Annotated in this window: 14 protein-coding genes; 8 read left to right on the forward strand and 6 right to left on the reverse strand. The window is 71.5% G+C overall.

Features of this window, described 5'->3' with window-relative positions; genetic code table 11:
- Positions 1–10: 10 nt before the first annotated feature.
- A complete protein-coding gene (locus MC45_RS09840) occupies positions 11–421 on the reverse strand; it encodes a DUF3597 family protein (RefSeq protein WP_038662448.1) in 411 nt (136 codons plus the stop codon).
- 121 nt (positions 422–542) lie between these two features.
- Here MC45_RS09840 and MC45_RS09845 point away from each other — a divergent pair, with 121 nt between their 5' ends.
- Positions 543–1133, forward strand: coding sequence for a DUF4142 domain-containing protein (locus MC45_RS09845; protein ID WP_038662451.1), 591 nt, complete (start codon positions 543–545; stop codon positions 1131–1133).
- Between the two features lie 102 nt (positions 1134–1235).
- On the opposite strand, the gene MC45_RS09850 is transcribed toward MC45_RS09845, so the two are convergent.
- The 3 genes from MC45_RS09850 to MC45_RS09860 form a co-directional block, all read right to left on the reverse strand.
- The gene (locus MC45_RS09850) at positions 1236–1529 is read right to left on the reverse strand and encodes a CsbD family protein (protein ID WP_038662454.1); all 294 of its coding nucleotides are present in this window, start codon (positions 1527–1529) and stop codon (positions 1236–1238) included.
- An 80-nt stretch (positions 1530–1609) separates the two neighbouring features.
- Entirely contained in the window at positions 1610–1990 is a 381-nt protein-coding gene (locus tag MC45_RS09855) for a reverse transcriptase-like protein (protein WP_245640698.1), read from the reverse strand.
- Between the two features lie 38 nt (positions 1991–2028).
- Positions 2029–2625: a GDSL-type esterase/lipase family protein gene (locus MC45_RS09860; RefSeq protein WP_038662456.1), complete on the reverse strand. Its 597-nt coding sequence runs from the start codon at positions 2623–2625 to the stop codon at positions 2029–2031.
- Positions 2626–2727: 102 nt separating this feature from the next.
- Here MC45_RS09860 and MC45_RS09865 point away from each other — a divergent pair, with 102 nt between their 5' ends.
- A complete protein-coding gene (locus MC45_RS09865) occupies positions 2728–3051 on the forward strand; it encodes a hypothetical protein (protein WP_038662460.1) in 324 nt (107 codons plus the stop codon).
- A complete protein-coding gene (locus MC45_RS09870) occupies positions 3048–4118 on the forward strand; it encodes a spore photoproduct lyase family protein (protein WP_038662463.1) in 1071 nt (356 codons plus the stop codon). The genes MC45_RS09865 and MC45_RS09870 overlap by 4 nt, the downstream gene beginning before the upstream one ends.
- Positions 4119–4378: 260 nt before the next feature.
- On the opposite strand, the gene MC45_RS09875 is transcribed toward MC45_RS09870, so the two are convergent.
- Positions 4379–6877: an ABC transporter permease gene (locus tag MC45_RS09875; RefSeq protein ID WP_038662465.1), complete on the reverse strand. Its 2499-nt coding sequence runs from the start codon at positions 6875–6877 to the stop codon at positions 4379–4381.
- On the reverse strand, positions 6874–7536 hold the full coding sequence (locus tag MC45_RS09880; RefSeq protein WP_038662467.1) for an ABC transporter ATP-binding protein: 663 nt from the start codon (positions 7534–7536) through the stop codon (positions 6874–6876). The genes MC45_RS09875 and MC45_RS09880 overlap by 4 nt, the downstream gene beginning before the upstream one ends.
- Before the next feature lie 17 nt (positions 7537–7553).
- On the opposite strand from MC45_RS09880, the gene MC45_RS09885 reads away from it, so the two are divergent.
- From MC45_RS09885 to MC45_RS09905, 5 genes are all read left to right on the forward strand, one after another.
- Positions 7554–8261 carry an arylesterase gene (locus MC45_RS09885; protein ID WP_245640699.1) on the forward strand — a complete coding sequence of 236 codons (708 nt, stop codon included), beginning with the start codon at positions 7554–7556 and terminating at the stop codon, positions 8259–8261.
- A gap of 208 nt (positions 8262–8469) precedes the next feature.
- Positions 8470–8721 (forward strand): glutaredoxin domain-containing protein, encoded by a 252-nt coding sequence (locus MC45_RS09890; protein WP_038662469.1) that lies wholly within the window; start codon positions 8470–8472, stop codon positions 8719–8721.
- Between the two features lie 246 nt (positions 8722–8967).
- On the forward strand, positions 8968–12147 hold the full coding sequence (locus MC45_RS09895) for a helicase-related protein (RefSeq protein ID WP_081974405.1): 3180 nt from the start codon (positions 8968–8970) through the stop codon (positions 12145–12147).
- Between the two features lie 247 nt (positions 12148–12394).
- Complete coding sequence (locus tag MC45_RS09900) at positions 12395–12946, forward strand: DNA-3-methyladenine glycosylase (RefSeq protein ID WP_038662470.1); 552 nt, start codon at positions 12395–12397, stop codon at positions 12944–12946.
- Between the two features lie 152 nt (positions 12947–13098).
- Positions 13099–13350 (forward strand): hypothetical protein, encoded by a 252-nt coding sequence (locus tag MC45_RS09905; protein ID WP_038662473.1) that lies wholly within the window; start codon positions 13099–13101, stop codon positions 13348–13350.

Genomic DNA, 13350 nt, shown 5'->3' on the forward strand with positions numbered 1-13350 from the left:
GCCCGTCCGGTCAGCCGCGCAGGCTGTCGGGAACGATGCCGCCATTCTCGGCGAGCTTCGCCATCACCGCGCGATGCAGCGCGATGTTCTGCTCGGCGCTGCCGTCGTCACCCGCGTGCACGCCCAGCTCCTGTCCCAGTTCCTTGCGCGCGGCGAGGCTGGAATCGAGGTCGAGCAGCTTGAGCAGGTCGACGATCGACGACTGATAGTTGCCGCCGCCGTTCTTCATCGTCGCCATTTCCGACAGCACCGCGCCGACGTCGACCGGCTGGGCGGGCGCTTCCGGTGCAGCGGCGGGCGCGGCGGTCGGTGCAGGCTTCGGCGTCGGTGCCGCCTGCGTGGTCTGCGGCGCGGCGGGGGCCGGCGCGGCATCCTGCTTGTGGTGGAAGATCTTGCCCATGATGTTGCCGAAAATGCTCAACGCGTGTCTCCTGTGGGTGGGGATGAGACATGCAACGTCGGGCCGCCCGGAACGCTCCCCGCGGAAAGCGGAACGCCTCGCAACACCCGGACGTTCAGGCCGCGCAACGAGGGAGATACAGATGCTCAGAAAAACCATGGTGATCCTGTCGGCATCGGCGCTGGCGCTCGCCGCCTGCGGCCAGAAGACCGGAACGACCGCCGCGAACGACACCGCGCTCGCGACCAACGACACGACGGCGTTCGACGCGAACACGGCCGGCACCGCCAACGCCGTCGCTCCCGCGACCGGCGGTCAGGCCTTCGTCAACTCGGCGGCGGCAAGCGACGCGTTCGAGATCGCGACGTCCAAGCTTGCGCTCGACAACAGCAGCTCGGCGGCGGTCAAGAAATACGCCAACCAGATGATCACCGCGCACACTGCCTCGACGGACAAGCTCAAGGCGACCACCGCCGGCCTGACCCCGGCGCTGACTCCCGATCCGAAGCTCAGCGCCGAGCAGCAGACGATCGTCGATTCGCTGAAGACCAAGAAGGGCGCCGATTTCGACGCGGCCTACATCACCGCCCAGCAGTCGGGTCATCAGCAGACGCTCGACCTGCTCCGCGGTTACGCCGCGACCGGCGACGTGCCGGCACTCAAGACCTTCGCGACCGGCCTCGTCCCGACCGTGACCGCGCATCTCAACATGGCCAAGGGCCTCAAGTCCTGATGCGACGCGCGGCCGGGCGATTCGGCCGCGCTACCGCACCGAACGAGAAGGGGCGCCGGCTGTTGCCGACGCCCCTTTTTCCTATGCGATGCCGACCGGCGATTACGCCGAGGTCTTGCCGCGCAGCGTGTTCAGGATCGCGAGACCGACCACACCGGCAAGCGCGGCTGCCGCGAACGGACGCTCATTGGCGAACTTGCGCGCCTTGTCGGCGAGCGGCGCGGCATTCTTGGCGACGGTTTCCTTCGTATCGCCGAAGGTCTTCTGCACCTTGCCGCTGATCTGATCGACCACGCCGGCGTTCTGCGTCTCGGTGTCGCCGGTCGCCTTGCCCAGGCCTTCCTTCAGCTTGCCGGTGAGATCGCCCGCGGTACCTTCGATCTGATCCTGGTTCATGTGCTTCGCTCCTGTTGAATGATGACGCCGACCAACGCGCAGACACCCGAGTGTTTCCGCATGTGCGAAATGAACCTGGTTCAGCGCGGGTGCCGGCGGGCGAGCGCGATGCCGGCGAGGTTCTTCGATCGGCCGACATGGCGGACGTGGACGCGCGCGAAGCCCGCGGTCGCGGCGCGATAGGCGGCGAGGTGCGGCTGCAATTGCGGGCTGCGGCAGCGCCAGCGGCCCAGCGCCTGTTCGACGATCGTGCGCGCATCGCCGACGAACACCGCATCCGCGGCCCCCGCCGCCACCGCGATCTCGACCGCATAGAGCAACGCCAGCCATTCCGCGGTGCAATTGTCGCCGGGACCGAGATCGTCACGGATATGGGTGCGCCCGCCGCTCACCACCGCAATCTCCATCCGGTCGGGATTGGGCCGCGATCCTCCGTCGAAGTACAGCGTCATGCGGTCCATCGGCCTCTCCTCGCCCGACGCCTTTGCGAAGGCAAGCGTCAGGCCGCCGCCCGTGCCGCCGATCGCAGCGCCGCCGTGACCGCGGGTGCGACCGCGTCGACGACGAGACCGATCGCGCGGGCATTGGGATGGATGCGATCCGCCAGCGTCATCGCGGGATGGCCGAGCACCCCGGCGGGAAAGAAGGCGCAGGTCGCCGCACCATGCTGCCGCGCCGCCGCGGCATGGATGCCGGCATAGCCCCGCGTCCGTTCGGCGAACAGCGCGGGCGGCTCGATCGTCGTCATCAATACGGCAATGCCGCAACGGGCGAACTCGATCAGCATCGCGTCGAGGTTGGCGCGCAGCCGCGCAGGCGCGATGCCCCGCAGCACGTCGTTGGCGCCGATCTGCACGACGGCGAGATCGGGCCGGCGCGACAGCCCGGCGAGCGTTCGCGGCAGCCGTGCGAGCGCATCCTGCGACGTGTCACCCGACCGCCCCGCCGCGATCACCGCCGCATCGGGCCAGTCGCTACGCAGCGCCCGTTCGAGCCGGGCGGGAAAGGCGTCGGCGGCCGCAAGGCCATAACCGGCGATCAGGCTGTCGCCATAGGCCAGCAGCAGGGGATCGGCAGTGGCCGGCGAACGCGTCATCGATTGTCCTCGGAAGTCGCCGGCAATGTAGGGCGAGCCGACGATCTTTCCACCACGCACCAAGGACTTGCGACGCCCGGCGGGCTGGTGCGTTGGACCCCGATGCGCGATGCCGACCCTCCCACGACCCCCGATGGCCGTTATATCGTGGTGCGCGGACGCCTGTGGCGCCGCACCAATCCCGCGCTCGGCGAGGATCGTCGCGCGGCACTGGTCCACGATCTGATGCAGGCCCGCCGCGACGTCGGCACCGCGTTGCGCGCCGGGGATGCCGCCGGCGAGCGCGACGCCCGCCGCCGTGTCGACGCCGCCAAACAGGCGCTCGGCGAGCGCGGCCCGGTGTGGTGGGACGATGGCGCGCCCGATCTCAACCGCCACATGGCGGAGAACACGCCCTATGCCGCCTGGTTCGAGGCCCTGCCGTGAGCGAGACCCGGCCGACGCGTCCGTGGCTGCCGCGGCGCGTCCTCATCACCCGCTCGGCGCTGGCATGGGAGCACGGCCAGGCCATCGCGGCGCGTGCGGAGGCGCTGGGTATTCCGGTCGAGCGGCTCGCCTCCGACCGGCTGGCGCTCGGCCTGCCCGACGATGCCGCCGCCGCTTATGCCGCCGCCAAGAAGACGCTGGCGGTGGTCGTCGCGCCGCCGGGCAAGCTGCGTCTGCAACCGATCGCGCCCTCCGCCGACTGGCGCGTCGATCTCGCCGAGGGTTGCCCGGCGCATTGCAGCTATTGCTATCTCGCGGGCTCGCTGAAGGGGCCGCCAATCACCCGCGCCTACGCCAATCTGCCCGCGATCGTCGCCGCGCTGCCGCACTATCTCGGCGAGGGCACGGTCACCTCGCGCTCCACAGCGCGCGCCGACGAAGGGACGACCTATGAGGCGAGCTGCTACACCGATCCGCTCGCGCTCGAACATCTCACCGGATCGCTGTCGGCGCTGATTTCGGCGTTCGGGGCGTGGCAGGCGCCGGTGCAATTGCGCTTCACCACCAAGTTCGACGCGGTCGAGCCGTTGCTCGACCTCGATCATCAGGGCCGGACGCGGATGCGCGCCTCGATCAACCCGGCGCGCTTCGCGCGGTTCGAGGGCGGGACGAGCCCGGTGGCGGCGCGGCTCGCCGCGCTCGCGCGAATGGGCCGCGCCGGCTATCCGATCGGCCTGACGATCGCACCGATCATCGCCGCCGAGGGGTGGGAGGCGGCCTATGGCGAACTGATCGCCCAAGCCGGCGACGCACTCGCCGACGTCACGACGGACTGCACGATCGAGCTGATCACGCATCGCTACACGCCGGGGTCGAAGGCGGTGCTCGACAGCTGGTATCCGTCCTCGAAGCTCGACATGGGCGCGGAGAACCGCGTTGAGAAACAGACGAAGTTCGGCTCGCTCAAATACGTCTACGACGCCGGGACGATGGGAACGCTGAAACGCTTCTTCGCGGCGGAGGTCGCCCGGCACCTGCCGCAAGCCCGCATCCTCTACTGGACCTAAGTCCTCCCCCGTCAGGGCAGGGCTATCACATATGGCTGCGCTGATGAGGCTCGATCGGTTTCCTCGTCAGCTTCGTCACCCCGGACTCGTTCCGGGGTCCACCGGGCCGCAGGAGAACGGTGTCGAATCAAGCCTTTCTCCTCGCCGCCGCAGGGTGGACCCCGGAACAAGTCCGGGGTGACGGGATGGGCGTGGAAGACGACAGGCTCGCACGCGCGTCCATATGCGATTGCCCTGCCCGCCAGGGGGAGGGATATACGTCAAACCTCCCGCAGCGCCCGTGCCGGCCGCACGCTCAATATCGGCCACGCGCCCGCCAATCCGATGCCGAGCGTCACCCCCAGCCCCACCAGCAGCGTCGCGCCGACCGCAAGCGGATCGGGCGCCCAGGCGAAGTCGAACATCCGCACCACGACATACCACGCCCCGCCTAGCCCGAGCGCCAGCGCCACCAGCGTCACCACCGCGCCGAGCAGCAGATATTCGAGCGCCTGGGCCGCCAGCAACTGGCCGCGCGTCGCTCCCAGCGTGCGCAGGATCACCGCGTCATAGGTGCGCGCCTCGCGCGCCGCGGCGATCGCGCCGATCAGCACCGCGATCCCCGCCGCCACCGCCACCCCCGCCGCCGCGGCGATCGCCGCCGCGACCTGGCCGACGAGATCGCGCACCTGCGCCAGCACGCCGCGCACCTCGATCACCGACACCGACGGGAAGGGCGCGAGCAGCGCGCGCGTCACCCGCCCCTCGCGTCCCCGCGGCAGGTCGACCGTCGCCGCCAGATTGTGCGGCGCGTCCGCCAGCGTGTCGGGCGAGAAGACCAGCACGAAGTTGAAGCCCAGCGTATCCCATTGGATGCGCCGGAACGACGCGACCCGCGCGGTCCGCTCGACGCCGAGCAGGCTGACCGTCAGCGGATCGCCGAGCTTGAGGTCGAGCGCCTCGGCGAGCCGCTCGTCGACCGAAACCAGCGGCGGTCCGGCATAATCCTTCGGCCACCAACGGCCGGCGGCGAGCGTGCTCCCCTCGGGCAAGGTCGCCGCATAGGTCAGGCCGCGCTCGCCGCGCAGCGCCCAGGCGCCCTCGGGCAAGGTCTTGAGATCGGCGACGCGGATGTCGCGATAGCCGGTGATCGTGCCGCGCAGGATCGGCACGGTCTTGACCACCGCCACCGGCACCGCGGCGGTGACGATGCGGCGGAACTCGGCCTCGCGCGGCCGCGGCACGTCGAGCGCGAACAGCGCCGGTGCGCGCGCCGGCACGGTGGTGGCGATATTGGCGTCGATGCTGGTGCGGATCGCGGCGAGCAGCACGAACAGCGTCAGTCCGAGCCCCAGCGCCACCACCAACGCCTCCGTCCGCGCCCCCGGCCGGTGCAGCGCGGCGATGGCGAGCCGCAGCAGCGGCCGGCGCGACCGCGGCAGCCGCACCGCGGCGGCGCGCACCAGCCGCCCGAGCCCGGCGAGCAGCAGCAGCGCCCCCGCCACCGCGGCGAGGAAGCCCGCCGCCATCGCCGGTTGCGCCGAGGTGGCGATCGCCAGCGCGACCGCCGCGCCGCCGGCGAGCAGAGCGGTCCCCCGCCCCCGCCACGACGCCGCGCGCATCGGCGCGAGCGCGCCGCGCAGCAGCCCCGCCGCCGGCGTCGCCCCCGCCGCGGCGAGCGGCGGCGCGGCGAAGGCGATCGCGATCAGCACGCCATAGGCCGCCGCGCGCACCAACGGCCACGGCTCGATCGTCAGGTGCGGCACCACCGGCAACGCGCCCGCCAGCGCCTTGCCGAGCAGCGGCACCGCGGCGATGCCGATCGCCAGCCCGCCGGCGATCCCCACCAGCGCCGCCGCACCGATCTCGATCGCATAGAGGCGCCCGACATCGGCGGTGGTCGCGCCGAGCACCTTGAGCGTCGCGATGCCGCCGCGCCGTCCGGCGAGGAACGAGGCGACGCCGTTGCCGACGCCGATCCCGGCGATCGCCAGCGCGGCGAGCCCGACCAGCGTCAGGAACTCGCCCATCCGGTCGACGAAGCGCGACGCCCCCGGCGAGGCGCGCTCGCGCGTCTTGCTTTCCCAGCCCGCGGTGGCGAAACGCGCCTCGAACGCTTTGGCGATCCGCCCCGGATCGCTGCCGGCGGGCAGGCGCAGGCGATAGCGCGTCTCGTAGAGGCTGCCCGGCTGGACCAATTGCGTCGCCGGCAGCGTCGCCAGCGCGATGATCGCCACCGGCCCGAGCGTGAACCCCTCGCCGAGCCGGTCGGGCTCGTCGGCGATGATCCCGCCGACGGTCAGCCCCGCCGCCCCCACCATGAAGCGCGCACCGGGCCGCAGCCGCAGCCGCTCGGCGAGCGCCGGCGCGATCCACGCCTGCCCCGGCGGCGGCGCCCCGACGCGCCGCCCGCCCGTCAGCGTCACCCGGCCGTAGAGCGGATAGGCGGCATCGACCGCCTTCAGCTGGATCGGCGCCGCGCTGCCGCCGGCGACCGCATTGGCCTGCATCCGCACCGTCTGCGAAACGGCGCCGGCGCGCGTCATCGCCGCACGCTCGGCATCGCCCGCCGATCGCTGCGACACCGCGAATTCGACGTCGCCGCCGAGGATCACCGCGCCCCGCGCCGCCAGTTCGCGCCCCACCGCATCGGCGAGCCCGCCGATCGCCGCCAACGCCGCGACGCCGAGCAACAGGCAGACGACGAGCAGCCGCAGCCCGCGGAACCGCCAGTCCAGCTCGCGCCGCGCCAGCCGCCACGCCGAGGCCCAGCCGCTCAAACGATCCGTCCGTCGGCGAGCGTCACCACCCGGTCGCACCGTTCGGCGAGGCTGCGGTCGTGGGTGATGACGACCAGCGTCGCGCCGATCGCCGCGCGGCGCGCGAACAGCAGGTCCATGATCGCCGCGCCGGTCGCGGTGTCGAGATTGCCGGTCGGCTCGTCGGCGAAGACCAGCGGCGGCCGCGGCCCCAGCGCCCGCGCGATCGCGACGCGCTGCTGCTCGCCGCCCGACAATTGCGAGGGGTAATGATCGAGCCGGTGACCGAGCCCGACCGCCGCCAGCTCCGCCGCGGCCCGCTCCCACGCGTCCGCCGCCCCGGCCAATTCCATCGGCACCGCGACATTCTCGCGCGCAGTCATCGTCGGCAGCAGGTGGAAGGCCTGCAGCACGATCCCGATCCGCCCGCGACGGGCACGCGCCAGCGCATCCTCGTCGAGGCGGCCGAAGTCGAGCCCGTCGACCGTCACGCGTCCGCCGCTCGCCCGCTCCAGCCCGGCGAGCACCGCCATCAGCGACGATTTGCCCGACCCCGAGGTGCCGAGCAGCGCGACGCTTTCGCCGCGCCCGACGGAGAGGTCGATGCCGCGCAGGATCGCGGTTTCGCCGAGCGTCAGCGTGACATCGCGCGCGTCGATCACCATAGCGGGTTCGGTCATATCGGGAGGACAAGGCCTTGAAGGGGCTGATGATACGCTATGCGGCAGCGGCCGCGCTCGGCCAAGCCCTGATGCTCGCCGGCTGCGACCGGCCGGCGTCCGCCCCGACCGCGACGCCCGTTGCGACGGCGCGTGCGACGGCGCCGCGCCCTGCCGGCCCCGAACGGCTGGTGCTGGCCTTCGGCGACAGCCTCTATGCCGGTTACGGCCTCGACCGCGGCCAGAGCCTGCCCGACGCGGTGCAGGCACGGTTGCGCCGCGACGGGATCAACGCGACGATCGTCAACGCCGGCGTCTCGGGCGACACCACCGCGGCGGGCCGGCAGCGGCTCGGCTTCGTGCTCGACAATCTGCCCCGCAAGCCCGATCTCGTGCTGCTCGGCCTCGGCGGCAACGACGTGCTGCGCCAGCTTCCCGCCGCCGAGACACGCGCCAACATGACCGCGATGCTCGACGAATTGCACAAGCGCGACCTGCCGGTGGTGCTCACCGGCATGAAGGCCCCACCCAATCTCGGCACGGCGTACGTCACCGCCTTCGACCGCATCTGGCCCGATCTGGCGAAGCGCGACCAGGCCGGCCTCTATCCCTTCGTCCTCGACGGCGTGATCGGCGATCCGAAGCTGATGCAGGCCGACCGCGTCCACCCCAATGCGACCGGCGTCGCGCGCATCGCCGACCGCCTCACCCCGCTGGTCGCCGCCGGACTCAAACCCGCCGGCTGACGGAACGCACGCGACGCTGCCGCGCTATAGCGTGAGGAGACCGGTACGGCCTGAGCCGTTCGCCCTGAGCCTGTCGAAGCCTGTCCTCAGCGACGCCGTAGGCGGCGTCGAAGGGGGCAGGTGAGTCCCACGGTGCTTCGACAAGCTCAGCATCAACGGATTTCAGGTTACCTTGCCGTATTTCATTTACGACCCAAAAGGACCCGACATGGCCGACAGCCGCACCGCAACCTTGTACCGCATGGTCCTGCCCGACCACATCTGCCCGTTCGGCGTCCGCGCCAAGCAGATCCTGCAATCCGAAGGCTTCGAGGTCGACGACCAGATCTTGCGTTCGCGCGAGGAGGTCGAGGCGTTCAAGGCCGAGCATGACGTTGCCACCACGCCGCTGGTGTTCATCGACGGCGAACAGATCGGCGGCAGCGACGATCTCGAACGCTATCTGGCGCAGGTGGACTGAGCCGCACCCGTGCTCCTGCGCAAGCAGGAGCTCAGGGTTCTGGACGCTACCGTCGTTCTGTTTGGCCCTGGGTTCCTGCCGTCGCAGGAACACTGAAGATCGATGCAACCTCCGCCTGCAATAGCCAAACGTATCGATCGCCGCGGCCCCGAATACCATCCACAGCTTTCGCATTGCCCGGTGAGGAACGTCGTCGCCGACCGGCCGTTCGGCAGCACTCCCCAAAGCGAAAGACACCATAGGTCTATGCCGGCCAAAGCCAGCCCTCCCGCCGACGCGCCCCTGCTGGCCCCCGAACCGCCCGTCGCCGATCCGCTCGGCATCGCCGAAACCGCCGCCGCGCTCGCCGAACGCCTTGCCACCGACGATCTCCTCTATGCCGTCGCCGACGAACCACGTGGCGTCGCGCTCAGTCATGCGCTCGCACTCGCGATGCCCGACGCCGAAGTGCTGTTCTGCCCGGGCAGCGATGCTTTGCCCGGCGACGCCGCTCCCGCCTCGCCCGGCAACGTCGGCCAGCGCGTGTCGGCGCTGCGCCGCATCCGGTTGCTGCTCGACGCGGCCGAGCGACCGCGCATCGCCTGCATCACCACCGGCGAAGCGCTCGCCCGCGCCTATCCGGCGCCGCAATCCTTCGCCGCCGCGCCGCCCCGCGTCGATGCCGGCGCGCCGATCGATCTCGAGGCGCTGTTCGCCAGCCTGACCGAGATCGGCTACACCCCGGACGAGACCGTCGACGAGCCCGGCGAGATCGCGTTGCGCGGCCAGGTACTCGACGTCTTCCCCGCCGATGCCGGTCTGCCGCTGCGCGTCGAGGCCGGCGACGGCCGCGTCGTCAGCCTGCGCTGCTTCGACCCCGGCGACCAGCGCACCACCGGCGATATCGACACGCGCGAACTCGGCCGCGTCGCCGAACCGCCGCTCGCCGACGAGGGCGTGCCGCTCTGCGATCATGTGCCCGACGCGCGCATCGGCATCGAGCCCGCCGCCGACGCACGCCGCGCACGCTTTCTCGCGCTCGCCGCCGACGCCGCCAAGCGCCGCCCCACCCGCGCGATCGCCGACACGCTCGGCGACGCCCGCTGGCGCAAGGCGGTCGCCGACCGCGCGATGCCGCCGCTGGAGCGGGCCGGCGACCCGCCGCCGCGCTTCGTCGAGAACAAGGCGCCGACGCGTGCCTTCGCCAAGGCGGCACGCGCCGCGATCGACGCCGGCGACCGACTCGCGATCCTCGGCGGCCCGCGCGATCTGCGCTTCCTGCAACGCCGCATCGCCAAGACGCTCAAGCTCCCGGTCGAAGAGGATGCGTCATGGCCCGCGATCGTCGCCGCCGCGCCGGGCAGCATCCACCTGCTGGCGCTCGCCGCCGATCGCGGCTTCCATCGTGACGGCGTGCTCGCCATTGCCGCCGCCGATCTGCTCGGCAGCCGTGCCGAACGCGACGATCCCTCCACGCCCGTCGCCGACACCGGCCTGTTCGATTATGGCGAGATCCGCCTCGGCGATGTCGTCGTGCACGAGGATCACGGTCTCGCCGTGGTCAGCGGCCTGCAATCCTTGCCCGACGAGGCCGGCGACGCGATCGCGCTGACCTATGCCGACGACGGCGTCCGTCTCGTCCCCGTCGCCGAGGCCGACCGCATCTGGCGCTACGGCGCCGATGCCGAGGCGGTGACGCTCGACAGGCTGGACGGCGCGAGCTGGCTCAAGCGGCGCGGCGCGATCGACGCCGCCATCGCCGAGAGCGCGCGCGGCCTCACCGCGCTCGCCACCGAGCGCGACCGCCGCGCCGCGCCCAAACTCGTCCCCGACATCGCCGCCTACGAACGCTTCGCGGCGGGCTTCGCTTTCACCGAGACGCCCGATCAGGCGCGCGCCATCGCCACGGTCCGCGACGACCTCGCCTCGGCCAAGCCGATGGACCGGCTGGTCATCGGCGACGTCGGCTATGGCAAGACCGAGGTCGCGCTGCGCGCCGCCGCGATCGCCGCGCTCGCCGGCTATCAGGTCGCGATCGCCGCGCCGACCACCGTGCTCGCGCGCCAGCATCTCGAAAGCTTCGCCGCGCGGTTCGAGGGCACCGGCATCGTCGTCGCCGGCCTGTCCCGCCTCACCGCCGCCGCCGACCGCAAGCGGATCAAGGCGGGGCTCGCCGACGGATCGGTGCACGTCGTCGTCGGCACCGGCGCGGTCGCCGCCAAGGGCATCGCCTACAAGGACCTCGCGCTCGTCATCATCGACGAGGAACAAAGATTCGGCGCCGCCGACAAGACGCGGCTGCGCGATCTCGGCGCCGGCCACGTGCTGACGCTCAGCGCCACGCCGATCCCGCGCACGCTCCAGACCGCGCTGATCGGGCTCCAGCAACTCTCGGTCATCGCCACCCCGCCGGCGCGGCGCCAGCCGATCCGTACCGTCGTCGGCGCGTTCGACGCGACCGTGGTGCGCACCGCATTGCTGCGCGAGCGTACCCGCGGCGGCCAGAGCTTCGTCGTCGTGCCGCGGATCGAGGACATGGCACCGCTCGCCGAGAAGCTCGCCAAATCGGTGCCCGAGCTCGACATCGTCCAGGCGCACGGCAAGATGCCCGCCGCCGAGATCGACGAGGCGATGGTGCGTTTCGCCGGCGGTGACGGCGACGTGCTGCTCGCCACCAACATCATCGAGGCGGGACTGGACGTGCCGCGCGCCAATACGATGGTGATCTGGCGCGCCGACCGCTTCGGCCTGTCGCAGCTCCACCAGTTGCGCGGCCGCGTCGGTCGCGGCATCCGCCGCGGTCAGGTGCTGCTGCTCACCGATCCCGAGGCGACGATCGCGCCGCGCACGCTCAAGCGGCTCAAGACGCTGGAGGCGTTCGACCGGCTCGGCGCCGGCTTCGCGATCAGCGCGCGGGATCTCGACATGCGCGGCGCCGGCGATCTGCTCGGCGAGACGCAGGCGGGGCATATGAAGCTGATCGGCATCGATCTGTACCAGCATCTGCTCGAAAGCGCGCTGCGCACCGCCCGCGGCGAGACGGTGGAGCGCTGGAGTCCCGAACTGCACCTCGGCATCGACGGCTGTCTGCCCGACGACTGGATGCCGGAGGCGGAGCTGCGCGTCACCACCTACGCCCGGCTCGCGCGGATCGAGGACGCCGACGGCCTCGACGCGCTGACCGACGAGCTGGAGGATCGTTTCGGCGACCTCCCCGAGACGGTGCGGCTTTTGTTCGCCGTCGCCCGTATCCGCGTCGCCGCGCGCGCGGCGGACATCCAGCGGATCGACGCCGGACCCGGCGCGATCGCGCTGACCCCGCGCAAGCCGATCGCCCCGCCGACGGGCTTCACGGAGAAGAACGGCCGCCTGATCCTTTCCGAGCGGATCGAAGACGCCCACGCCCGGCTCGAGCGGATCGAGACGCTGCTGGAGGAATGGGGCTGACCCGCGGGCCTTCAGCGAGAGGCAGCACGCCGGTGGATCAGCACCGTGCTCCTGCGAACGCAGGAGCCCAGGGCCAAGCAAAACAACGTCGCTTGGCATTCGGGACTCCCGGGCTCCTGCTTTCGCAGGAGCACTGGGGACCTTTCGCAGCGATCTCAGGCGGCTCGGGCTTCATCCAATAGGGCCTCCCTCGCACGTAGTGAGATAGGCTTGTCCCACCACGCCTTGCACGCCTAACCCCACCGCAATGCCCCTTCCCCTCGCCTTCTTCGACCGCGACGTGGCGACCGTCGCCCGCGATCTCATCGGCGCGACCTTGCTGGTCGACGGCGTCGGCGGCACGATCGTCGAGACCGAGGCCTACGATGCCGACGACCCCGCCTCGCACAGCGCGAACGGGCCGACGGCGCGCAATGCGGCGATGTTCGGCCCCGCCGGCCACGCCTATGTCTACCGCAGCTACGGCATCCACTGGTGCCTCAATGTCGTCTGCCTCCCGGGCAGCGCGGTGCTGATCCGCGCGCTCGAACCGACCGACGGCATCGCGACGATGATCGCCCGCCGCGGCCTCGCCGATCCGCGCCTGCTTTGCGCCGGACCGGGGCGGCTCTGCCAGGCGCTCGGCGTCGACAAGGCGCTCGACGGCACGGCGCTCGACCTGCCGCCGTTCGCGCTGGCCGCCGCCGGCGCCATCGTCCCGACCCACGCCGGCACCCGCATCGGCATCACCCGCGCCGTCGAGACGCCATGGCGCTTCTGCGCGATCGGCTCGCGCTTCCTCAGCAAGCCGGCGCGCTGATCCCGAGCTTCGGCGCCGGAAGCCAGATGTTGGCGCGCCACGCGGCGCAAACAGCCCCGAAAACGCCCGCCGCCCTCCTATGAGGTGTTTGGCATGCATAATGCACTGCTACGGGTACAGCCACATCGGGCTGTGTCCTTGGGAGGAACATCATGCTCATCACCACCATCGCCGCCGCGCTCCTGTCGACCACCGCCGCGCCGCAGCCCGCCTCGACACCCACCGCATCGGCCACCCCCGTCGCGACCGCGGCAGCGGCTGCCGCCGCGACGATGGCGCGCCCGGACTACAATCCGCGCGTCTGCCTGGTCGACGACGTCACCGGCTCGCACATCCGCCGCCGCGAGTGCAAATCGCTCAGCCAGTGGCGCAGCGCCGGCATCGACCCGCTCGCCAAGCGCTGA

It is taken from the genome of Sphingomonas taxi (genome assembly GCF_000764535.1).
GTDB lineage: Bacteria > Pseudomonadota > Alphaproteobacteria > Sphingomonadales > Sphingomonadaceae > Sphingomonas > Sphingomonas taxi.